Raw genomic sequence first — 22,275 nt, 5'->3', positions numbered from 1 at the left:
GGTCACCCGCCGTCCCTCGTTCCGTCCGTCGTCGCCGCAAGGGCACGCCCGGGGCGGGTCAGCCGCCCTGGCCGGTGGAGACCCACAGGGTGATCTTGTCCTTCTCCGGCTTGAACGCCGTGTAGGTCTTGGGCTTCTGGTCGACGACCGCGCCCTTCCCGTAGATCTGCTCGTTGCGGTACTTGACCTCATACTTCCAACCGGCCGCGTCCATGCAGGACTTGACGGAGTCGACGTACTTGGTGAAGAAGTCCGGCATCACCACGGCGTCCGGGTCGTCGCCCAGGTAGCTCTTGGTGGCCTCGGTGCAGCGCGAGGCGTCGATGGTGCGGGTCTGGTCGGCCTGGCTGACGCCCGGCGCGGGTTCGTCACCCGCCGGCTGCGAGGGGGTCTCCTCGCGGGCGGTGGCGGAGGCGCTGCCCCGGGAGTCGTAGGTGGGGGTGCCGCCGGTGTCCCCGGTGTCGTCCTTGCCGCCCATCGACATCGCGATGATGACGACCACGACCACCGCGATCACGGCGACCGTGGCGCCGATGGCGACGACCGCCGTCGAGGCGCCGCCGCCCCTGCGGCCGCCGCCCGCCGGGGTGCCCGGGCGCATCGTGTAGGGCGGGGTGGCGTGCTGCTGCACGGCCTGCGGGTGGGGCTGGTGGGGCGCGTGCGGGGCGTTCTGCGGGTAGCCGTAGGACGGTCCCGGGCCGGGCGGCGGGGTGTGCGCGGGACCGCCCTGACCTGCGGTGCCCCACCGCTGCTGAGGCTGCGGCTGAGGCTGGGGCTGGGGCCGCGGATAAGGAGCCGGGGCCGGGGCCTGGTACGGGGTCTGCACGTTCGGCGGCGGGGTGCGCAGGTCTCCCTGCACCGGCGGGAAGACCGCGGAGGAGACCTCCTCGCCGCGGCCGCGCGGGCGCGGTCCGCCGCCGATGATCAGCGGTGTGGTGCCGGCGCCGCGCGCCGGTGCGGCGACCCGCTCCGCCTCGTCGCGCATGGTGTCGGCGGTGGGGAAGCGCTCGGCGGGGTTCTTCTTCAGGGCCCGCGCGACGAGCGCGTCGACGCCCGGCTGCACCGCCCGGTTGAGCGCCGACGGGGCCGGCGGGAGCTCCTGGACGTGCTGGTAGGCGATGGACAGCGGGGAGTCGCCGTCGAAGGGCAGCCGTCCGGTGAGCAGCTCGAAGAGCAGACAGCCCACCGAGTACAGGTCGGAGCGCTCGTCCACGCCGCGTCCCAGTGCCTGTTCCGGCGACAGGTACTGCGGGGTGCCGACCACCATGCCGGTCTGCGTCATCGACGAGACGCCGGACTGCATCGCGCGGGCGATGCCGAAGTCCATCACCTTCACCACGCCGCGCTTGGTGAGCATCACGTTGCCCGGCTTGATGTCGCGGTGGACCAGGCCCATGCTGTGGCTCTCGGAGAGCGCCGCGAGCACGTCGGCGGTGATCTTCAGGGCCTTCTCGGTGGGCATGGCCCCGAACTGCGCGATGTCCTCGTCGAGCACGTCGCGCAGCGGCTTGCCCTCGACGTACTCCATGACGATGTACGGCACGAGCGCGCCGTCGACGGTGTCCTCGCCGGAGTCGAAGACCGAGACGATGTTGGTGTGGTTGAGCTTGGCGACGGCCTGCGCCTCGCGCCGGAACCGCTCACGGAACGACTGTTCCCTGCCGAGGTCGGTGTGGAGCGTCTTGACGGCCACCGGCCGGTCCAGCACCGTGTCGTGCGCCAGGTGCACGGCCGCCATGCCGCCCTGCCCCAGCAGGTCGCGGAGGACGTAGCGACCGTTACCGACCGAACGCCCCGAATGAGTGCCCCGCGTGCCGTCCCCGCTCATCCGTACCCGTCCCCTTGACGATCCCCCTGGGCGCACCGCGTGTACGCACAAGACAGTTGCCCCGATCCTGACCGCCCAGTCTGCCGGACGGCCTGGACAGGTCAAGTTCGTTGACCTGTTCGTCACCGGATGCGTATGAATCCCTTCATCGGGGGCACGGGTGCCACGGGAGCGCGTCCGTCCTGGAACGCGGTAGCGTGGTGCGCTGGAGGACCCTGTACGGCGACGATCGACGGCGAGGACTGATGGCACAGACGACAGCCGCCGGGGGCCCTGACGAGCCCTCTGCCGACGGCCGGGGAGTGCCCGACTCGCCCGAGCTGTGGGGCGCCGCAGGCCTGGTGGGCGACGGCCGCTACCGGCTGACCCGGCGCCTCGGACGCGGCGGCATGGCCGAGGTCTTCGCGGCGGAGGACGTGCGCCTGGGGCGGACGGTGGCCGTGAAGCTGCTCCGCTCCGACCTCGCCGAGGACCCGGTGTCCAAGGCCCGCTTCACGCGCGAGGCGCAGTCGGTCGCCGGGCTCAACCACCATGCGGTGGTGGCGGTGTACGACTCGGGCGAGGACGTCACGCCGGGCGGCACCGTGCCCTACATCGTGATGGAACTCGTGGAGGGCCGCACGATCCGTGACCTGCTGGTGGGGTCTGACGAGCCGCCGCCGGTCGACCAGGCGCTCATCATCGTCTCGGGCGTGCTGGAGGCGCTGGCCTACAGCCACGCGCACGGCATCGTCCACCGGGACATCAAGCCGGCGAACGTGATCATCACCAACACCGGCGCGGTGAAGGTGATGGACTTCGGCATCGCGCGGGCGCTGCACGGCGCCTCGACCACGATGACGCAGACCGGCATGGTCATGGGCACCCCGCAGTACCTGTCGCCGGAACAGGCCCTCGGCAAGACGGTCGACACCCGCTCCGACCTGTACGCGACGGGCTGCCTGCTCTACGAACTCCTCGCGCTGAGGCCGCCGTTCACCGGTGAGACCCCGCTGTCGGTGGTCTACCAGCACGTCCAGGACGAGCCGCGCCCGCCCTCCGAGCTCAGCGACCGGGTGCCGCCGGAGCTGGACGGGCTGGTGCTGCACGCGCTGGCCAAGCAACCGGACGACCGCTTCCAGACCGCCGAGGAGATGCGCGGCGTCGTCCAGTACGCGCTGGCCATGCTGAGCGAGCGCGGCGGTCACACCGGTACCTGGAACACCGGTTACGTGCCCGTGGCGAACGCCGCCCCGACCGCGCCGATGGGCGTCCCCCCGCAGTACGGGCAGCAGCACCCGCACACCACCGCGGAGTTGCAGCCGCCCCTGCTGCTCGGCCCGCCCGGTGGTGACGGCGGCGGCCACGGCCACGGCTACGACGACGGACGGCCCCCGCACGGCGGCGGGCGGTGGGTGAAGCCCGTGCTGTTCGTGATCGCCGCGGTGCTCGCGGTCGCGCTCGGCATCTACTTCGCGGTCTCCAAGACCGGCGACAAGACGCCCCCGGCGGAGAAGGTGACGCCCACTCGGTCGCAGCCGGAGAAGCCGACGTCGCAGCCGACCCAGGACGACTCGACGGGCGGTACGCAGGACAGCAGCGGCAGCGTCTCGGAGCAGCCCTCGTACACCCCGAGCCCCTCCTACACGCGGCCGACCTCGCAGGCCCCCGCGACCTCCCCGCCGCCGACGCAGAAGCCGAGCACCCCGGCCACCTCCGCGCCGCCCACGCCGACGCCGACCGCGTCCGAGACCGGCGGCACCGAGGGGACCTCGGGGGACGTGTCCGGCGGCACGGCCGGCACCGAGGGCGCCGCGGACGGCGGCGTCACGGGCGGCTGACCGGCCGCCGGCCGCCGGGTCAGCCCGTGAAGGCCTCCAGCACGGCCTCGTACGCCGCGGTCCACCAGACGACCAGGGCGGACGAGGCCGGGAAGAGGGGGTCGGTCCTGCGGTCGTCGAGGACGTAGCGCCAGCGCAGCATCCAGAAGTCGTTGAGCCGTTCCCACCACACCCGGTGCACGGCCGCGGCCAGTTCGTCCCCGGGCACGCCCGCGGCGGCGCGGTAGGCCCGGGCGTACGCGCGGATCTTGTCGAGGTCCAGGGCGCCGCCGGGCTGCACGAAGAAGATCACGGCGGCCCGTACCGCCTCCTCGGCGCGCGGCTGCACACCGAGCCGGTCCCAGTCGACGATGGCGACGGGTTCGTCCTCGCGGTAGAGCAGGTTGAGCGGGTGGAAGTCGCCGTGCACCCAGCCGGACACCGGGCCGGCCGCGTCGGGCGGGCGGCGGTGGGCGTGACGTTCCAGCAGGGCGCGGCGCTCCAGCAGCCGGTGCTCGGCCAGTTCGTCGAAGGTCTCGCGCGGGGCGCTGGCGCGCACCCGCCGCAGCAGCGCGGTGATCAGCGCGTAGGTCAGTTCGGGGTCGGCGCTGGCGTGCCGGCCCGGCTCGGGGGCGGGCTGCACCTGGGCCAGGGTGGTGTGGACGAGACCGAGCAGGGCGCCCAGGCGGCGGGAGTCGCCGGTGGTGAGTTCGCCGCCCTCGCGGTGCCGTCCCTCCACCCACGGGTAGAGCGCGAAGCAGCGGCCGCCGACCACGGCGACGGTGCGGCCGTCGGCGTCGGGCACCGGGGAGGCGACGGGCAGGCCCACCTCGTCCAGCCGCTGGGTCGCCCGGTGCTGGCGGGCGATGACGGCGGAGTCGGCGGTGGCACCGTCGACGTACAGCTTGAGGAAGTAGCGGCCGCTGGTGGTGGCCAGCCGGAATCCCCGGTTCAGTAAGCCCTGGGCAACGGGTTCGCAGGACAGCGGGGCGCCGGCGTCCGTGTATCGGCGCAGCAGGGTGTCCAGTGTCCCGGCGGAGGGCGGCGCCGTCGCCGAACTCCCGATCACCAGGCAGATGCTAGATCATTCCGGTGGTGGACTCGCGGGTCGAGACGTACGTACACATGGCCCGGCTCCCGGCTTGTATCGTTTTGACGATCTGTGCCGAAGAGCGCCCGCTGTGCCGTCGAGGGATGGAAGGCGCGTGCCGTCCCGAGGAACTGCACCGCCCAGCCCGCTTCGACGTCGTCCGCCTGGTAGGCCACGACCGTGCCGTCCACGCCCCATGAGCGGTCGGTGCGGATCAGCACGGAGCCGTCGGCGACGACGTGCCGGGCCACGGCGATGTACGGCAGGGCCCCCCGCGTCAGCGCCAGCCGCCCGTACCGGACCTTTCCCAGCAGCGCCAGCGCAGCGCGCCCCTCGAGTTCCATGGGAACCACCTTGCCGGGCCGGCCCCCCGGAGGCGCAGAGCACTCCGCCCCCACCTCCGGGGCCGATGGTCCCTGATGGGGCCATACCGCCTCAACCGGCCGAATCCGGCACCGGCAGGCCCAGCACGCGGTCGCGCAGCACCGGGAAGTCCGCCCGGGTCTTGGCCACCAGGCCGGGATCGAGGTCGGCGGTGATGACCTCCTCGCCCGGTCCGGCCTCGGCGAGGACGGCGCCCCAGGGGTCGACGACGAGGCTGTGCCCGGCCAGCTCCACCCCGGCGTGGGTGCCCGCGGTGCCGCAGGCCACCACGTAGGCCTGCGACTCGATCGCGCGGGCCCGGGCCAGCAGGGTCCAGTGCTCGCGGCGCCGCGCGGGCCAGCCGGCCGGGAGGAGGACGACGGTGGCGCCCGCGTCGACGAGCAGCCGGAACTGCTCGGGGAAGCGCAGGTCGTAGCAGGTGGCCAGGCCCACGGGGACGCCCTGGACGTCGGTGGTGACGACGCGGTCGCCGCCGTGCATGAGCACGGCCTCGCCCTGGTCGAAGCCGAAGCGGTGGATCTTGCGGTAGGTCTCGCGCAGTTCGCCGTCGGGGGAGAAGAGCAGCGAGGTGTTGTACAGAGCGCCGTCGGGGGCGCGCTCGACGATCGAGCCCGCGTGCAGCCACACGCCCGCGTCGAGCGCGGCGGCGCTCATCACCTGCGCGGTGGGGCCCTGGAGCGGCTCGGCCTCTGGCTGGAAAAGATCGGCGGCGAAGGCGCCGACCGGCCACAGTTCGGGCAGGACGACCAGGTCCGACCCGGACTGTCCGCGGACGAGCGACGCGACCCGTTCACGCCGGGCGTCCACCGCTTCGCCGGGGTCGACGTCGATCTGGAGCAGGGAAACGCGCACAGTACCACCGCCCATGAGTTCGGCATGTTCTTGCGGGCCTACGATCGTCACACGAAAGCACTCCCGTGGTGTCACTGCGCAGCGTAATTTAAGGCGCACACCACGACCGCGCCCGACCGTCGAGGGGTCCCGTGACCGGCACCGTCCACAGCCAGATCCAGCCGTACATCGACGCCTGGACCCACTCCATAGAATCCATAGCCGAGTTGGTCCGCCCCGTTCCGGCGGGCGCCTGGAACCGGCCGACCGAGTGCCCGTACTGGTCCGTGCGCGACATCGTGTCGCACGTGATCGGGTTCGAGTGCGAGCTGCTCGGCGATCCCCGGCCGATCCACACGCTCCCCAGCGACCTGCGGCACATGACCACGGAGCACGCCCGTTACGTGGAGGTGCCGGTCGACAAGCGGCGGCACCACACCGCGCCCGAGGTCGTCGGCGAGCTCGACTACACGATCATCCGCCGGTCCCGGCAGCTGCGGAACGAGACCCGTGGCGCGCAGGACACCGTCCGCGGCCCCATGGGCAAGGAGATGACCCTCGAGGAGCTGCTGAAGTGGCGGGTCTTCGACGTGTGGGTGCACGAGCAGGACCTGCGCCGGGCGCTGGGCGAGCCCGGCAACCTCGACTCCCCGGGCGCGGTCGTCGCCCGGGACCACATCCTCTCCGAACTGCCCAAGGTGGTCGCCGGGCGCGCGGGCGCCCCGGCGGGTTCCGCCGTGGTGTTCGACGTCCACGGCGAGCTGGAGTTCATGCGGACGGTCCGGGTCGACACCGACGGCCAGGGCACGATCGACGGCAGCGTCTCGCTCGGCCCCGCGGTCACGCTGACCCTGGACTGGGAGACCTTCGTCCGGCTGAGCTGCGGGCGCACGCGCGCGCACGCGGTGGAGGGCCGGCTGAAGACCGAGGGCGACCAGGCGCTGGCCGACGCGATCCTGGCGAACATCGCCGTCACACAGTGACGCCGGGGGGAGCGTTCATGTCCCCGCGGGGACGTGGACGCTCTCGACGCGGCTGACCGCGATGCGCTGCCGCTCCAGCCGCGCCGCCCGGCCGCGCAGCCGCAGGATCTGGACCAGGCCGAGCGCCTGCAGGACGAACACGCTGCTCCACGCCACCCGGTAGTCGTCGCCGCTGGCGTCCAGAAGGACGCCGATGGCCAGCAGCGCGGCCATCGAGGCGGTGAAGCCGCCGATGTTGACGATGCCGGAGGCCGTGCCGAAGCGCTCGGGCGGGTTCGCCGGGCGCGCGAAGTCGAAGCCGATCATCGACGCCGGGCCGCAGGTGCCCAGCACGACGCAGAGCAGCACGAGCAGCCACAGCGGGGCGTGGTCCGCGGGCCAGACCAGGACCACCGCCCACATCACCGCGGTCGCCCCGACGACGCCCAGGGTGAGCGGCATCCGGGCACCGTGGTGGCGGCCGATGATCTGCCCGAAGAGCATCCCGAAGACCATGTTGGCGATCACGACGACCGTCAGCAGGGTGCCGGCCGTCTCGCGGGACAGCCCCTGGGCCTCGACGAGGTACGGCAGGCCCCACAGCAGCAGGAAGACCATCCCGGAGAACTGGGTGGTGAAGTGCGTCCACATCCCCAGCCGGGTGCCGGGCTCCCGCCAGGCGGCGGCGATCTGCCGCTTCACGTAGCCGCGTCCGGGGTGCTCCACGGGCGCCGGTTCGAAACCCTCGGGGTGGTCCTTCATGAAGGCCAGCACCAGGACGAGGACGAGCGCGCCGCCCAGCGCCGTGCCGACGAAGGTGGGGGTCCAGCCCGCGGAGTGCAGCAGCCGCGCGAGCAGCACGGTGCTCAGCAGGTTGCCCGCCACGCCGAACAGCGCGGCACCCTGCGCGATCATCGGCCCGCGGCGGGCCGGGAACCAGCGCGAGCCCAGCCGCAGCACGCTCACGAAGGTCATGGCGTCGCCGCAGCCCAGCACCGCGCGGGCGGCCAGGGCCGTGCCGTAGGTGTGGGAGAGGGCGAAGCCGAGCTGGCCCAGGGTGAACAGGACGATGCCGATGCTCAGCACCCTCTTGGTGCCGAGGCGGTCGACCATCAGGCCCACGGGTATCTGCATGCCCGCGTAGACCAGCACCTGCAGGATGGAGAAGGTGGACAGCGCCGAGGCACCGATGTGGAAGCGCTCCGCGGCGTCGATCCCGGCGACGCCGAGGCTGGTGCGGTGCACGACCGCGACCGTGTAGACGAGGGTGCCGATGCTCCAGACCGCGACCGCCCTGGTGCCGCCGGGCGGTTCGCCGGCCGGGGTGGCGCTCGCTGCCATCACTCCCCCCTGGCCAGGTGGTTCACCCAGCTGACGTGCCGTTCGACCAGCGTGGCCGCCAGGGCGGCGTCCCCCGCGCGCAACGCGTGGAGGATCTCGGTGTGTTCGGCGACGTTCTTGGCGATCCGGCCCGGCTCCGCGTGCATCGTCGCCACCCCCATGCGCAGCTGACGGTCCCTCAACTGGTCGTACAGGTGCGCCAGGATGCGGTTGCCCGCGGCGCGCACGATCTCGGCGTGGAAGCAGCGGTCGGCCGCCGCGAAGGCGGCCAGGTCGCCCGTCGCGGCGTGCCCGCGCTGCTCGTCCAGCAGCTCCTCCAGGCGGGTCAGCAGCCGCTCCGGGGCGGGCACCACCTTCATCACCGCGTGGCGCTCCACGAGCAGCCGGGTCTCCACCACGTCCGCGATCTCCTGCGCGGAGACCGGCAGCACCAGGGCGCCCTTCTTCGGGTAGAGCTTCAGCAGGCCCTCGGCCTCCAGGCGCAGCAGCGCCTCGCGGACCGGGGTGCGCGAGACGCCCACGGCCTCGGCCAGCTCGCCCTCGCTCAGGAGGGTGCCGCCCTCGTAGCGGCGGTCGAGGACCGCCTGTTTGACGTGCGTGTAGACCCGCTCGGCGGCGGGCGGCTGCTTGGCGGCCGGCTCGGCGGTGGTGCCGGCGGTCGCGACGGGGCTCCGGGTCATGATGCGCACATCATAGATACAAGACGTATGCGCCAGCAGCCCACGTCCGGCATACGGACTGGTACGTGGGTCGCCGGTGCCGGGATCCGGACCGTCAGGATCCGGACGGACCCGGGCCCGTCCCCGCTCCCGTGTCCGGGCCCGACGAGCCGCCGCTGCGCAGCCGGGCGACGTAGGCGGCGGCCTGGGTGCGCCGCTGCATCCCGAGCTTGGCGAGCAGGGAGGAGACGTAGTTCTTGACCGTCTTCTCCGCGAGGTGCAGCCGGTCGCCGATCTGCCGGTTGGTGAGGCCCTCGCCGATGAGGTCGAGGATCCGCTTCTCCTGGTCGGTCAGGTCGGCGAGGCGGCCCTCCTGGCGTTCCCCGCCGCCGCGCAGGCGCTCCAGGACACGGGCGGTGGCGACCGGGTCCAGCAGTGACCGGCCGGCGGCGACGTCCCGCACGGCGCCGACCAGGTCGGTGGCGCGGATGTCCTTCAGCACGTAGCCCGACGCGCCCGCCATGATCGCGTCGAAGAGCGCCTCGTCGTCCGCGTAGGAGGTGAGCATCAGGCACGCGACGCCGGGCTGCGAGGAGCGGATCTCCCGGCACACCTCGACGCCGCTGCCGTCCGGCAGCCGGACGTCCAGCACCGCCACGTCGGGCCGCACGGCCGGTATCCGGGCCAGCGCCTCGGCGGCCGTGCCGGCCTCGCCGACGACCTCGATCCCGTCCTCGGCGGCGAGGAGCTCGTGCACCCCCCGCCGGACGACTTCGTGGTCGTCCAGTAGGAACACCATGATTACCGACTTTTCGGTCACAACTTCAGCGTTGCACACGCGACCCGCGCCGACCTCTTACGAAGAATCGATCCTCGGGATACCGTGCCGTTGTCCCGGTGGCCTGCGAGAACGCCCATTTACTAGGAAATCCAAACAAAACCGCAGGTAGAACACCCTTCGCGCGAAAGCGGGAGGTGTGGGTAACGTTCACTTCGCAGGGCTGCCTGCCGGGTCGACCAACACTCCCGGCTCGGCCGTGCCGCACACACCCCGTGCGCCGCGACGAGTCGGGCAGGAGCCGCACTGGCCGCCGGCGGATCCCGGGGGCCGGACAGACGGAGGAGCAAGCGTGAGCGTGAAAAGCACTGCCGCGAAGCCCCGTACGCCCCGTACGGGCACGCGCGGTGGAGCGAAGCGCCGTGAGGGCGAGCCGGAGCTGGTGCAGCTCCTGACCCCCGAGGGCGAGCGCGTCCAGCACAGTGAGTACTCCATCGACCTGAGCCCCGAAGAGCTGCGCGGTCTGTACCGGGACATGGTCCTGACCCGCCGGTTCGACGCGGAGGCCACCTCCCTGCAGCGCCAGGGCGAACTGGGTCTGTGGGCGTCGCTGCTGGGCCAGGAGGCCGCACAGATCGGCTCCGGGCGGGCCACCAGGCCGGACGACTACGTCTTTCCTACCTACCGCGAGCACGGCGTCGCCTGGTGCCGCGGGGTGGACCCGGTCAACCTGCTCGGCATGTTCCGCGGGGTGAACCACGGCGGCTGGGACCCGAACGAGAACAACTTCCACCTGTACACGATCGTGATCGGCTCCCAGACGCTGCACGCGACCGGCTACGCGATGGGCATCAGCAAGGACGGCGCGGACTCCGCCGTCATCGCCTACTTCGGCGACGGTGCCTCCAGCCAGGGCGACGTCGCGGAGGCCTTCACCTTCGCCGCCGTCTACAACGCCCCCGTGGTCTTCTTCTGCCAGAACAACCAGTGGGCGATCTCCGAGCCCACCGAGAAGCAGAGCCGCGTCCCGATCTACCAGCGCGCCGCCGGCTTCGGCTTCCCCGGCGTGCGGGTCGACGGCAACGACGTCCTCGCGGTCCTCGCGGTCACCCGTGCCGCCCTGGAGCACGCCCGTTCCGGCCAGGGCCCGATGCTCGTCGAGGCCTTCACCTACCGCATGGGCGCCCACACCACGTCCGACGACCCCACCCGCTACCGCCTCGACGAGGAGCGCGAGCAGTGGGAGCACAAGGACCCGATCCTGCGGCTGCGCAGCTACCTGGAGAAGGACGGCATCGCCGACGAGGCCTTCTTCGCCGGTGTCGAGGAGGAGAGCGAGGCGCTCGGCAAGCGGGTCCGCGAGGCCGTGCGCGCCATGCCCGACCCCGACCCCATGTCGATCTTCGAGAACATCTACGCCGACGGCCACGCCCTCGTCGACGAGGAGCGCGCCCAGTTCGCGGAGTACCAGGCGTCCTTCGCCGACAGCACGGAGGGTCACTGACCATGGCAACGATGACCATCGCCAAGGCCCTCAACGAGGCACTGCGCAAGTCCCTGGAGACCGACCCCAAGGTCGTCCTCATGGGTGAGGACATCGGCAAGCTCGGCGGTGTCTTCCGGATCACCGACGGCCTGCACAAGGACTTCGGCGAGCAGCGGGTGATCGACACCCCGCTCGCGGAGTCCGGCATCGTCGGCACCGCGATCGGCCTGGCCCTGCGCGGCTACCGCCCCGTCGTGGAGATCCAGTTCGACGGCTTCGTCTTCCCCGCGTACGACCAGATCGTCACCCAGCTCGCCAAGATGCACGCGCGCGCCCTGGGCAAGATCAAGCTCCCGGTCGTCATCCGCATCCCCTACGGCGGCGGCATCGGCGCCGTCGAGCACCACAGCGAGTCGCCCGAGGCGTACTTCGCGCACACCGCCGGGCTCAAGGTCGTCTCCCCGTCGACCCCGCAGGACGCCTACTGGATGCTGCAGCAGGCGATCGACTCCGACGATCCGGTGATCTTCCTCGAGCCCAAGCGCCGCTACTGGGACAAGGGCGAGGTCGACACCGACGGCATCCCCGCGCCGCTCCACAGGGCCCGTACCGCCCGGGAGGGCACCGACCTCACCCTGGCCGCGTACGGCCCCATGGTGAAGGTCTGCCTGGAGGCGGCCGCCGCGGCCGCCGAGGAGGGCCGTAGCCTGGAGGTCGTGGACCTGCGGTCGCTGTCCCCGCTCGACTTCGACGCCGTCCAGGCGTCGGTGGAGAAGACCCGCCGCCTGGTCGTCGTGCACGAGGCGCCGGTGCAGCTCGGCATGGGCGCGGAGATCGCGGCCCGCATCACCGAGCGGTGCTTCTACCACCTGGAGGCCCCGGTGCTGAGGGTCGGCGGCTTCCACGCCCCGTACCCGCCGGCCCGGGTGGAGGAGGAGTACCTGCCCGGCCTGGACCGGGTGCTGGACGCCGTCGACCGATCGCTGGCGTTCTGAGGAGAGGGTTGTGACGACAGTGGCAGCACCGCAGCGCTTCCGTGAGTTCAAGATGCCGGACGTCGGCGAGGGACTCACCGAGGCCGAGATCCTCAAGTGGTACGTCAAGCCCGGCGACACCGTCACCGACGGCCAGGTGGTCTGCGAGGTGGAGACCGCCAAGGCCGCGGTCGAGCTTCCGATCCCGTTCGACGGGGTGGTGCACGAGCTGCGCTTCCCCGAGGGGGAGACCGTCGACGTCGGCACCGTGATCATCGCCGTCGACACCGGTGAGGGCGAGGGCGGCGAACCGGCCGCCGGGACCGCACCGGAGCCGGCCGCCGCGCCGGCCCCCGCCGCGGAGCCGGCGCAGAAGCGCCAGCCCGTGCTGGTCGGCTACGGCGTCGCCGCCTCGTCGACCAAGCGCCGGGCGCGCAAGCAGCCCGCCGTGCCGGCGCAGACCGGGGCGCAGCAGGCCGTCCAGGGCGAGCTCAACGGCCACGCCCCGGCGCCGGCCGCCGCAGCCCCGGCCCCGGCGGCCCACGCCGGGTTCGCCCCCGCCGAGGTCCGCCCGCTGGCCAAGCCGCCGGTGCGCAAGCTCGCCAAGGACCTGGGCGTGGACCTGGCCGCGGTCACCCCGACCGGGCCGCAGGGCACGATCACCCGCGAGGACGTCCAGAAGGCGGCGGCCCCCACCGCCGCGCCGGTCGCCCCCGCGCAGGTCACCGCCGCCCCGGTGGCGGTACCGGCTCCCGCCGCCCTGGCACCCGCCGCGGGCGCGCTGGAGACCCGCGTCCCGATCAAGGGCGTCCGGAAGGCGACGGCCGCGGCCATGGTCGCCAGTGCCTTCACCGCGCCGCACGTGACCGAGTTCGTCACCTTCGACATCACCCGGACCATGCGGCTCGTGCAGGAGCTCAAGACCGACCCGGCCTTCGCCGGGCTCAAGGTCAGCCCGCTCCTGCTGGTCGCCAAGGCCCTGCTGGTCGCGATCCGCCGCAACCCGGAGGTCAACGCCGCCTGGGACGAGGCCAACCAGGAGATCGTCCACAAGGGCTACGTCAACCTGGGCATCGCCGCCGCAACCCCGCGCGGGCTGATCGTCCCCAACATCAAGGACGCCCAGGGCAAGACCCTGCCCGAACTGGCGTCCGCCCTCGGTGACCTGGTCGCCACGGCCCGTGAGGGCAAGACCTCGCCGGCCGACATGCAGGGCGGCACGGTCACCATCACCAACGTCGGCGTCTTCGGCATCGACACCGGCACGCCCATCCTCAACCCCGGGGAGTCCGCGATCCTCGCCTTCGGCGCGGTCAAGGAGCTGCCCTGGGTCCACAAGGGCAAGGTCAAGCCCCGCCAGGTCACCACGCTCGCGCTCTCCTTCGACCACCGCCTGGTCGACGGCGAGCTCGGCTCCAAGGTCCTCGCCGACGTCGCGGCGGTCCTGGAGTACCCCAAGCGCCTGATCACCTGGGCCTGATCGGCCCCTGGCACGGCAACGGGAAGGGCCCGGACATTTGTGCGTCCGGGCCCTTCCCGCGCGTGTCGCCCCCACCCGGGCGCCGATCTGTGACGTCATACGGCCATGGCGGTATCCATCTCCGTGGTCCTGCTCCTGATCGTGATCACGCTCATCCTGCTGCGGGCGAAGTCGCTGAAGGTCTCCCACGCGATCCTCTGCGTCCTCCTCGGCTTCTGCCTCGCCGGCTCCAGCCTCGCCCCCACCATCCACTCCGGCCTCGTCGCCACCACGGACGTCGTGAACGACCTGCGGCCCTGAGCCCCCCGCACCGCCGGACCTCCCGGCGGACTCCGCCGTCCGGCGCGGGCGGCACGGGGAAGGGCCCGGGCGAGCGGCTGCCCGGGCCCCTTCCGCCGTCGAACCCCGCCCCCGCTACTGCGGGAACGCGGCGAGCAGCGGGATCACCCGGGCGGAGGCCGCGGTGATGCCCTTGGTGCCGCCGGGCAGCAGCACGCCCGACGGGTCGTAGCTGCCCCCGGAGGCCAGGAGGTCGGCGTCGCCGTCCCGGTCGAGGTCGCGCAGACGGACGAACCAGCCGAACCCGGAGTACTCCGTGGCATCGCCGGGGACGCCCGCGGTCTGCAGGCTGAACCACTGGGAGCCGGTGCCGGTCAGACCCTTCTTGCCGCCGCGCAGGACGTGCACGCCGCCCGCGTGCTTGGCGGTGCCGATCTTCTCCCCGGGCACACCGACCGCGAGGTCCGGGTAGCCGTCGCGGTTCGTGTCACCCGCGGAGAGCGTGGTGCCGAACGCGTCGCCGCCGGTGGCGCCGGTGGCGACACCGGCGGTGGCCTGGGTGAGGCGGTAGCCGGTCGTGGGGCCGCCCGAGCCGCCGCGCAGCACGAAGACGGCCCCGGCGCCCTTGTTGTACGGGTGGTCGCCGACCGCGAGGTCGCCGTAGCCGTTCTTGTCGAAGTCCGCGATCACGCCCGAGGGGCCGTAGTTCGGGGACGAGGTGTTGTACGTGGTGAACTTGCCCGCCTTGACGGTGGAACCGCCGCGCAGGAACCAGGCGACCGAGGTGGCCTTGTCATTGCGGTAGCCCTGGCCGAGGACGTACAGGTCGGTGGCGGCGTCCTTGGTGACCTTCCCGGCGACGAGCCCGGCAGGTTCGAGCATGTTGTCCGCGCCCGGGGCCGGGGTGTGGCGGGTGACCTTGCCCGTGGTGCCGGACTTGGCGAAGCCGCCCCGGTAGATGTACACGGACTCGACGTCCGTGACGGCCAGATCGATCTTGCCGTCGCCGTTGAAGTCGCCGGTCGCGAGTGCGTAGCCGAACTCGTATCCGGCGTGGGGGGACTTGAGCGGTATGCGGGTGGCGGTGGACGACAGCCCCGACTTGGAGCCCCAGACGACGGTGACCGCGCCCGCGGCGGCGCGGCTGCCCACCTTCTCGGAGCCGTCGCCGACCGCGAGGTCGGCGTACCCGTCGCGGTTGAAGTCGGCGGCCGCCAGGGCGTCGCCGAACATGTCGGCGTATCCTCCGCTGTCGCCCGCGGTGCCGGGGATGCCGGCGCTGCTCTGGGTGAAGGTCTTGACCTTGGTTCCTGGGCCGTTCGCGGTCCCGTACGTGACGGTGACCGAACCGCTGCCGCCGGTGGCGAAGTCGCGGTAGCCGTCGCCGTTGAAGTCGTCGGCGTACTTGGCGGGTGCGGCGGCTGCGGTCCCCGCCGAGACGGTGAGCAGCCCTCCGGTCAGTGCGACGGCTGCGGCCGTCGCGGCGACCAGGCGGAGGTTCTTGCGCGTGGGCATGCGAGCTCCTGCTGCGTGCGGGGGCCTTTCGGCGGCCCGCGCCGGTCTGGATCGCCCGTCCGGACGGGGGAGCACGACGCGGCGGAACGCTGCGGTGCCCCTGGTCGTGCCGTGGCACGAGGGACGGTCGGTACAGGAGAGACGGTCCACGACGGGCAAAGGTTGTACCGGGCCCACGGCTGCGATCGCCCCTCGCGCGGGGTGGCACCCTTGCAGCATGAACGATTCCGCCTCCGCCTCCTCCCCCAAGCCCCGCCGTGCCCGTGTCCGTGCCCCCGAGCTGGTCGGGAAGGGCGGCTGGCTCAACACCGGCGGCAAGCAGCTGGATCTTTCCGACCTGCGGGGATCGATCGTGATCCTCGATTTCTGGACCTTCTGCTGCATCAACTGCCTGCACGTCCTAGACGAGCTGCGCGAGCTGGAGGAGAAGCACCGCGACACCGTGGTGATCGTCGGCGTCCACTCGCCGAAGTTCGTGCACGAGGCGGAGCACCGGTCGGTCGTGGACGCCGTGGAGCGCTACGGGGTGCACCACCCGGTGCTGGACGATCCGGAGCTGGCCACCTGGAAGCAGTACGCCGTGCGGGCATGGCCGACGCTGACCGTGATCGACCCGGAGGGCTACGTCGTGGCCCAGCACTCCGGGGAGGGGCACGCCCACGCGCTGGAGGCGCTGGTCACCGAGCTGGAGGCGGAGCACGCGGCGAAGGGGACGCTGCGCCGCGGCGACGGGCCGTACGTGCCGCCGGAGCCGGTGGCGACGGACCTGCGGTTCCCGGGGAAGGCGCTGCGGCTGCCGTCGGGGAACCTGCTGGTGTCGGACTCGACCCGGCACCAGCTGGTGGAGATGGAGCCGGACGGGGAGACCGTCGTGCGGCGGATCGGCGGGCCGGGGGACTTCAACGAGCCGCAGGGGCTGGCGCTGCTGCCGGACGGCACCGTGGTCGTCGCGGACACCGTGAACCACCGGCTGCGGACGTTCGACCCGGCGGGCGGGGCCCTGGAGACGGTGGCCGGCACCGGACGGCAGTGGTGGCAGGGGTCGGCGACCTCGGGCCCGGCGCTGGGGACCGACCTGTCCTCGCCGTGGGACGTGGCGTGGTGGGACGGCAAGGTGTGGATCGCCATGGCGGGCGTCCACCAGCTGTGGACGTACGACCCGGCGGACGGGACGGTCGCCGTGGCGGCCGGGACGACGAACGAGGGGCTGGTCGACGGGCCGGCGGAGCAGGCGTGGTTCGCGCAGCCGTCGGGACTGGCGGCGGCCGGCGAGCGGCTGTGGGTCGCGGACTCCGAGACGAGCGCGCTGCGCTGGGTGGAGCGGGCCGGTGACGGCGCGGGGTACGGGGTGCGCACCGCCGTCGGCACGGGGCTGTTCGACTTCGGTCACCGTGACGGTGCCGCGGAGCAGGCGCTGCTGCAGCATCCGCTGGGGGTGACCGCGCTGCCGGACGGGTCGGTCGCGGTCAGCGACACGTACAACCACGCGCTGCGCCGCTTCGATCCGGCGACCGGTGAGGTCGGCACGCTCGCGACGGACCTGCGGGAGCCGTCGGGCGCGGTGGTGGACGGCGCGGAGATCGTGGTGGTGGAGTCCGCCCGTCACCGGCTGACGCGGCTGCGCCTGCCGGAGGAGGCGGCGCGGGTCGAGGGTGCGGCGCACCGTACGCAGCGGCCCGCGACGGACGTGGCGCCGGGGCCGCTGCGGCTGGACGTGGTGTTCTCCGCCCCGGCCGGCCAGAAGCTCGACGAGCGCTACGGCCCCTCGACGCGGCTGCTGGTCAGCGCGACACCGCCGGAGCTGCTGCTGGAGGGGGCCGGCAAGGGCACGGACCTCTTCCGGGACGTCGTCCTGAACGGGGACGTCGGCGAGGGGGTGCTGCACGTGTCGGCGATGGCCGCGTCGTGCGACGACGACCCCGACAACGAGTTCCCGGCCTGCCATGTGCACCAGCAGGACTGGGGTGTCCCCGTCCGGCTGACCGCCGAGGGGGACACCCGGCTCGCCCTGGTGCTCGCGGGGATGGACGCCTGACGCCCCCGCACGTCCGTCACACGTGCGGGTAGTTGCGGGCGCGCTCGTCCATCACCGGCATCGGCTCCACGACCCGGCGCTTCTTGAAGATGCTGACGTACGCGGCCAGACCGATGACGCCGACCGCCATCATGATCAGTCCGACCAGGTCAAGGTTGACCCCGGCCATGTGCCAGTCGGTCGCGAAGGTGAGGATGGCCCCCACCGCGATCAGACCGATGCAACCGCCGATGCCCATGATGTCCGCCTCCGAACTGGGTTGGCACTACGGACTCGTAGAACCCGTGTACCCCGGGGCGGGCATCTCATGACCGGTCCCCGCCGGTGAAGTCCGCTCCCGGCGGGCGGACTTCACCGGCGGGGCCGCGGATCAGCCCTCCAGGAACGCCTTCAGGGCGCTGGCCAGCAGGTACGGGTCGTCGGCGCCGCACAGTTCGCGCGCGGAGTGCATCGAGAGGATCGGCACGCCGACGTCCACGGTCGTGATGCCGTGCCGGGCGGCGGTGATGGGGCCGATGGTGGTGCCGCAGGGCATGGCGTTGTTGGAGACGAAGGCCTGCCAGGGCACGCCGGCCCGCTCGCAGGCGGCGGCGAAGATGCCGCGGCCGGTGCCGTCGGTGGCGTAGCGCTGGCTGACGTTGACCTTGAGGATCGGGCCGCCGTTGGGCATCGGGCGGTGCGTCGGGTCGTGCTTCTCCGCGTAGTTGGGGTGGACGGCGTGGCCGGTGTCGGAGGAGGCGCATACGGTGCCGGCGAAGGCGCGGGCGCGGTCCTCGTAGCTGCCGCCGCGGGCGAAGACGGAGCGCTCCAGGACGTTGCCGAGCAGCGGGCCGACGGCGCCGGTGTCGGACTCGCTGCCGGTCTCCTCGTGGTCGAAGGCGGCCAGTACGGGGACGTACGGCAGGTCGGCCCCGGCGACGGCCGCCAGGGCGGCGGTGCCGGCGTGCACGGAGAGCAGGTTGTCGAGCCGGCCCGCGGCCAGGAACTCGCGGTCGCGGCCGAGGTAGGCGGGCGGCTGGACGTCGTGGGTCATCAGGTCCCAGCCGACGACGTCGGCGGCGGCCACGCCGCTCTCCTCCGCGAGGAACGCGATCAGGGCGCCCTCGTCGACCTCGCCGAGGCCCCAGACGGGCTGCATGTGGCGCTGCTTGTCGAGCTTGAGGCCGTCGGTGTTGACGGCGCGGTCGAGGTGGACGGCGAGCTGCGGCACCCGCAGCAGCGGCCGGTCGACGTGGACCAGCGTCGTCGTGCCGTCGCGCAGCACCAGCCGGCCGGACAGGCCCAGGTCGCGGTCGAGCCAGGTGTTGAGGAGGGCGCCGCCGTAGATCTCGACGGCGATCTGGCGCCACCCGAAGGAGCCCGAGTCGGGACGCGGCTTGACGCGCAGGTTGGTGGAGTCGGTGTGGGCGCCGACCACCCGGAAGGGGGTGGCGGGTCCGGCGCCCTCGGGCACGTACCAGGCGATGATCGCGCCACCCCGCAGCACGTACTTGCCGCCCGCCCCGGCGCCCCACGCCTCGGTCTCGGCCACCTGCTGGAATCCGGCCTTCTCCAGGCGCTCGGCGGCGCTCGCGACCGCGTGGTACTGAGACGGGCTGGCGGTGAGGAAGGCTGCGAGGTCGTCGGTGTGGCCGCGGCCGAAGTGGGGCTGAGGGTTCATGCTTCAAGCATAAGGACGCGCGACGGCCCGCTCCTCGTGGGAGGAGCGGGCCGTCGTTGCCGTATCGGTCCCGGCCGGAACCGGTCAGGGCCGGGTCAGAACGCCTCTTCCGGCAGGTCCATGACGTCGAGGGTGACGCCGTCGGCGACGGACCGCGCGACGGAGACCTGCGGCAGGACCTCGGCGGCGAAGTGCTTCGCGGCGGCGATCTTGCCGGTGTAGAAGGCGGTGTCCTTGGCGGAGGCGCCGGCGGCCAGCTTCCCGGCGGCGACGGCGGCGCCCTTGAGCAGCAGGTAGCCGACGACGACGTCGCCGGAGGCGAGCAGCAGGCGGGTGGTGTTCAGGCCCACCTTGTAGATGGACTTCACGTCCTGCTCGGTGGCGGCGAGGTCGGTGAGCATCTTGCCGACGATGGCCTCCAGGTCCACGGCGGCCTTGGCGAGCTGCTCGCGGGCGGCGGCCAGCTCGTCGCCACCGGTGGCCTCGGCGAGGAACTTCTTGATCTCCTCGGAGAGGGTGGTCAGCGCGGCGCCCTGGTTGCGGACGATCTTCCGGAAGAAGTAGTCCTGGCCCTGGATCGCCGTGGTGCCCTCGTAGAGGGTGTCGATCTTGGCGTCGCGGATGTACTGCTCGATCGGGTACTCCTGCAGGAAGCCGGAGCCGCCGAAGATCTGCAGGGACTGGGCGAGCTGCTCGTAGCCCTTCTCGGAGCCGTAGCCCTTGACGATCGGCAGGAGCAGGTCGTTGAGCGCCTCGAGGGCCTTGGCCTCCTCGCCGGCCGCCTCGGCGACGGCGATCGCGTCCTGGACGGAGGCGGTGTGGAGGACCAGCGCGCGCATGCCCTCGGCGTAGGCCTTCTGCGTCAGCAGGGAGCGGCGCACGTCGGGGTGGTGGGTGATGGTGACCTTGGGTGCGCTCTTGTCCATGAACTGCGCGAGGTCCGGGCCCTGCACGCGCTCCTTGGCGTACTCCAGCGCGTTGAGGTAGCCGGTGGAGAGGGTGGAGATCGCCTTCGTGCCGACCATCATGCGGGCGAACTCGATGATGCGGAACATCTGGCGGATGCCGTCGTGCTTGTCACCGATGAGCCAGCCCTTGGCGGGGTGCTTGTCGCCGAAGGTCATCTCGCAGGTGTTGGAGGCCTTCAGGCCCATCTTGTGCTCGACGTTCGTGGCGTAGACGCCGTTGCGCTCGCCCAGCTCGCCGGTCTCGAAGTCGAAGAGGTACTTCGGGACGAGGAAGAGGGACAGGCCCTTGGTGCCGGGGCCGGCGCCCTCGGGGCGGGCGAGGACGTAGTGGAGGATGTTCTCCTCCATGTCGTGCTCGCCGGAGGTGATGAAGCGCTTCACGCCCTCGATGTGCCAGGAGCCGTCCTCCTGCTCGACGGCCTTCGCGCGGCCGGCGCCCACGTCCGAGCCGGCGTCCGGCTCGGTGAGGACCATCGTGGAGCCCCAGGTCTTCTCGACCGCGATCCCGGCGATCTTCTTCTGGACCTCGTTGCCCTCCTCGAAGAGGATGCGGGCGAAGGCCGGGCCGGAGGAGTACATCCATATCGCCGGGTTGGAGCCGAGGATCAGCTCCGCGTACGACCAGATCAGGGACGGCGGGGCGGTGGTGCCGCCGATGCCCTCCGGCAGGCCCAGGCGCCAGTACTCGGAGTCCATGAAGGTCTTGTAGCTCTTCTTGAAGGAGTCCGGCACGGGGGCGGTGTTGGTCTCCGGGTCGAAGACCGGCGGGTGGCGGTCGGCGTCGGCGAAGGAGTCGGCGAGCTCGTTCTCCGCGAGGCGTGCGACCTCGGACAGGATGTCCTTGGCGGTCTCGACGTCCATCTCGGCGAACGGGCCGGTCCCGTACAGCTTGTCGCGTCCGAGGACCTCGAAGAGGTTGAACTCGATGTCGCGAAGGTTTGACTTGTAGTGGCCCATGGCGACGGCTCCGTCGGGGTCGGTCGGACGGCGGGAAGGGTTCGCAGTCCTCGCAGCTTTATCACTTACCAGGCGGTAATGATGCTACCCGCGGGTAATAAAAACAACCCCTATCCGGCCGGATGTGACGGAGGGCCTTCGACTTCTGGAGGAACGTCCGGCTCGTGGCGCCGGAGTTCGTCCAGGGCCCCGAAGGCGGCGGCCGCGATCGGCACCGCCAGCAGCATCCCGAGGATGCCCGCCAGGCTCGCCCCCGCGGTGATCGCCAGCAGCACCAGAGCGGGGTGCATGTGCACCGTACGGCTCTGCACCATCGGCTGCAGTACGTGCCCCTCCAGCACCTGCACCGCCAGCACCACACCCAGGGCCCACACGCCGATCACCCACCCGCGGTCGGCGAGGGCGACGAGCACCGCCACCGCGCCGGAGATGAACGCCCCCAGGTACGGGATGTAGGCGCCGATGAAGACCAGCGCGGCCAGGCCCGGCGCCCCCGGCACCCGCAGGATCAGCAGGCCGATGCCGATGAGCGTGGCGTCGATCAGCGCGATCACCGTCGTGCCCCGCATGAAGCCCTGGACCGCGGCGAAGGCGCGGTGGGCGATCCGCTCCAGCAGGGGACCGGTGCCGTGCGGGGCGGCCTCGCGCAGCAGTGCGGGGAACCGGGCGCCGTCGCGCAGGAAGAAGAAGGTCAGCAGCAGCGCCAGCACGGCGGTCGCGATGAGCTGTCCCACGATGCTGATGCCGGACACCACCCCGGAGGCGGCGCGGGCGCCGTACTTGGTGGCGAAGGACTTGAGGCTGTCGATGGTGTCGTTCAGCGAGGTCCCCGACGCGCCCAGGCGTGGCAGCAGTTTCCGGGCCGCGTCCTTGAGCGAGGCCACGATCTCGTCCCCGGTCTCCAGCAGGCTGTGGACGACCACGAACCCCGCGGCCGCGACGAAGACCACCAGGGCCACGCAGGTCAGCGCCGCCGCCGCCGACCGCTGCACCTTGACGGCCCGCAGCCGCCGGTACAGCGGGCCCAGCAGGGCGCTGCCCAGCAGGGCCAGCAGGACGGGGGTGACGACCGACGCGAAGGTGACGACCAGCCAGACGACGAGCGCGCCCACACCGGCCACCAGCAGCACGACGCCGCACCACGCGGCCGTCCGTCGCGCGGAGGCCGGCAGAAGGGGCGCGTCCACCCGGCCAGCCGATCACGGCCCCGGCCGTGTCCGCATGCCGGAAAGGGCGAACGGGTGGACCT

General features: G+C 72.2%; 19 protein-coding genes. 7 read left to right on the top strand and 12 right to left on the bottom strand.

Features of this window, described 5'->3' with window-relative positions; all coding sequences use genetic code 11:
- Positions 1 to 58: 58 nt before the first annotated feature.
- The gene (locus PV410_RS40320; RefSeq protein ID WP_500331484.1) at positions 59 to 1,828 is read right to left on the bottom strand and encodes a Stk1 family PASTA domain-containing Ser/Thr kinase; all 1,770 of its coding nucleotides are present in this window, start codon (positions 1,826 to 1,828) and stop codon (positions 59 to 61) included.
- A gap of 245 nt (positions 1,829 to 2,073) precedes the next feature.
- On the opposite strand from PV410_RS40320, the gene PV410_RS40315 reads away from it, so the two are divergent.
- The gene (locus PV410_RS40315) at positions 2,074 to 3,648 is read left to right on the top strand and encodes a protein kinase domain-containing protein (protein WP_500331482.1); all 1,575 of its coding nucleotides are present in this window, start codon (positions 2,074 to 2,076) and stop codon (positions 3,646 to 3,648) included.
- Positions 3,649 to 3,667: 19 nt separating this feature from the next.
- Here PV410_RS40315 and PV410_RS40310 read toward each other — a convergent pair whose 3' ends face one another.
- From PV410_RS40310 to PV410_RS40300, 3 genes are all read right to left on the bottom strand, one after another.
- Positions 3,668 to 4,696 (bottom strand): phosphotransferase, encoded by a 1,029-nt coding sequence (locus PV410_RS40310; protein WP_500331480.1) that lies wholly within the window; start codon positions 4,694 to 4,696, stop codon positions 3,668 to 3,670.
- Positions 4,693 to 5,061: a PNPOx family protein gene (locus PV410_RS40305; RefSeq protein ID WP_499512835.1), complete on the bottom strand. Its 369-nt coding sequence runs from the start codon at positions 5,059 to 5,061 to the stop codon at positions 4,693 to 4,695. The genes PV410_RS40310 and PV410_RS40305 overlap by 4 nt, the downstream gene beginning before the upstream one ends.
- Positions 5,062 to 5,152: 91 nt before the next feature.
- A complete protein-coding gene (locus tag PV410_RS40300) occupies positions 5,153 to 5,953 on the bottom strand; it encodes a carbon-nitrogen family hydrolase (protein WP_500331502.1) in 801 nt (266 codons plus the stop codon).
- 131 nt (positions 5,954 to 6,084) lie between these two features.
- Here PV410_RS40300 and PV410_RS40295 point away from each other — a divergent pair, with 131 nt between their 5' ends.
- Positions 6,085 to 6,915, top strand: a complete 831-nt coding sequence (locus tag PV410_RS40295; RefSeq protein ID WP_500331478.1) for a maleylpyruvate isomerase family mycothiol-dependent enzyme — start codon at positions 6,085 to 6,087, stop codon at positions 6,913 to 6,915.
- A 15-nt stretch (positions 6,916 to 6,930) separates the two neighbouring features.
- Here the strand turns inward: PV410_RS40295 and PV410_RS40290 are convergent, their stop codons facing one another.
- From PV410_RS40290 to PV410_RS40280, 3 genes are all read right to left on the bottom strand, one after another.
- Positions 6,931 to 8,235, bottom strand: coding sequence for an MFS transporter (locus tag PV410_RS40290; RefSeq protein ID WP_500331477.1), 1,305 nt, complete (start codon positions 8,233 to 8,235; stop codon positions 6,931 to 6,933).
- Positions 8,235 to 8,915 (bottom strand): GntR family transcriptional regulator, encoded by a 681-nt coding sequence (locus PV410_RS40285; protein ID WP_500331476.1) that lies wholly within the window; start codon positions 8,913 to 8,915, stop codon positions 8,235 to 8,237. Before PV410_RS40285 ends, PV410_RS40290 begins: the two co-directional genes overlap by 1 nt.
- Before the next feature lie 94 nt (positions 8,916 to 9,009).
- Complete coding sequence (locus tag PV410_RS40280) at positions 9,010 to 9,693, bottom strand: response regulator (RefSeq protein ID WP_500331474.1); 684 nt, start codon at positions 9,691 to 9,693, stop codon at positions 9,010 to 9,012.
- Between the two features lie 331 nt (positions 9,694 to 10,024).
- Between PV410_RS40280 and pdhA the strand changes: the two genes are divergently transcribed.
- From pdhA to PV410_RS40260, 4 genes are all read left to right on the top strand, one after another.
- Complete coding sequence (gene pdhA / locus PV410_RS40275) at positions 10,025 to 11,176, top strand: pyruvate dehydrogenase (acetyl-transferring) E1 component subunit alpha (RefSeq protein WP_499512830.1); 1,152 nt, start codon at positions 10,025 to 10,027, stop codon at positions 11,174 to 11,176.
- Positions 11,177 to 11,187: 11 nt separating this feature from the next.
- Positions 11,188 to 12,153 carry an alpha-ketoacid dehydrogenase subunit beta gene (locus PV410_RS40270; RefSeq protein ID WP_500331500.1) on the top strand — a complete coding sequence of 322 codons (966 nt, stop codon included), beginning with the start codon at positions 11,188 to 11,190 and terminating at the stop codon, positions 12,151 to 12,153.
- 52 nt (positions 12,154 to 12,205) lie between these two features.
- Entirely contained in the window at positions 12,206 to 13,612 is a 1,407-nt protein-coding gene (locus PV410_RS40265; protein WP_500331499.1) for a dihydrolipoamide acetyltransferase family protein, read from the top strand.
- A gap of 105 nt (positions 13,613 to 13,717) precedes the next feature.
- Positions 13,718 to 13,912: a hypothetical protein gene (locus PV410_RS40260; RefSeq protein ID WP_500331472.1), complete on the top strand. Its 195-nt coding sequence runs from the start codon at positions 13,718 to 13,720 to the stop codon at positions 13,910 to 13,912.
- Between the two features lie 114 nt (positions 13,913 to 14,026).
- On the opposite strand, the gene PV410_RS40255 is transcribed toward PV410_RS40260, so the two are convergent.
- Positions 14,027 to 15,406, bottom strand: coding sequence for an FG-GAP and VCBS repeat-containing protein (locus PV410_RS40255; protein WP_500331470.1), 1,380 nt, complete (start codon positions 15,404 to 15,406; stop codon positions 14,027 to 14,029).
- A 217-nt stretch (positions 15,407 to 15,623) separates the two neighbouring features.
- Here PV410_RS40255 and PV410_RS40250 point away from each other — a divergent pair, with 217 nt between their 5' ends.
- Positions 15,624 to 17,441 carry an NHL domain-containing thioredoxin family protein gene (locus PV410_RS40250; RefSeq protein WP_500331468.1) on the top strand — a complete coding sequence of 606 codons (1,818 nt, stop codon included), beginning with the start codon at positions 15,624 to 15,626 and terminating at the stop codon, positions 17,439 to 17,441.
- Positions 17,442 to 17,457: 16 nt separating this feature from the next.
- Here the strand turns inward: PV410_RS40250 and PV410_RS40245 are convergent, their stop codons facing one another.
- The 4 genes from PV410_RS40245 to PV410_RS40230 form a co-directional block, all read right to left on the bottom strand.
- Positions 17,458 to 17,679 (bottom strand): hypothetical protein, encoded by a 222-nt coding sequence (locus PV410_RS40245; protein WP_499512825.1) that lies wholly within the window; start codon positions 17,677 to 17,679, stop codon positions 17,458 to 17,460.
- Positions 17,680 to 17,811: 132 nt separating this feature from the next.
- Positions 17,812 to 19,101 carry a M18 family aminopeptidase gene (locus tag PV410_RS40240; protein WP_500331466.1) on the bottom strand — a complete coding sequence of 430 codons (1,290 nt, stop codon included), beginning with the start codon at positions 19,099 to 19,101 and terminating at the stop codon, positions 17,812 to 17,814.
- 95 nt (positions 19,102 to 19,196) lie between these two features.
- A complete protein-coding gene (locus PV410_RS40235; RefSeq protein ID WP_500331464.1) occupies positions 19,197 to 21,026 on the bottom strand; it encodes an acyl-CoA dehydrogenase in 1,830 nt (609 codons plus the stop codon).
- Positions 21,027 to 21,136: 110 nt separating this feature from the next.
- Positions 21,137 to 22,213 carry an AI-2E family transporter gene (locus tag PV410_RS40230; RefSeq protein WP_500331462.1) on the bottom strand — a complete coding sequence of 359 codons (1,077 nt, stop codon included), beginning with the start codon at positions 22,211 to 22,213 and terminating at the stop codon, positions 21,137 to 21,139.
- Positions 22,214 to 22,275 lie beyond the last annotated feature (62 nt).

The organism is Streptomyces sp. PA03-5A, from assembly GCF_033792725.1.
In the GTDB taxonomy this organism is placed as follows: Bacteria; Actinomycetota; Actinomycetes; order Streptomycetales; family Streptomycetaceae; genus Actinacidiphila.
Note: the sequence above shows the minus strand (reverse complement) of the source record. Positions and strands in the feature narration are given on the sequence as shown.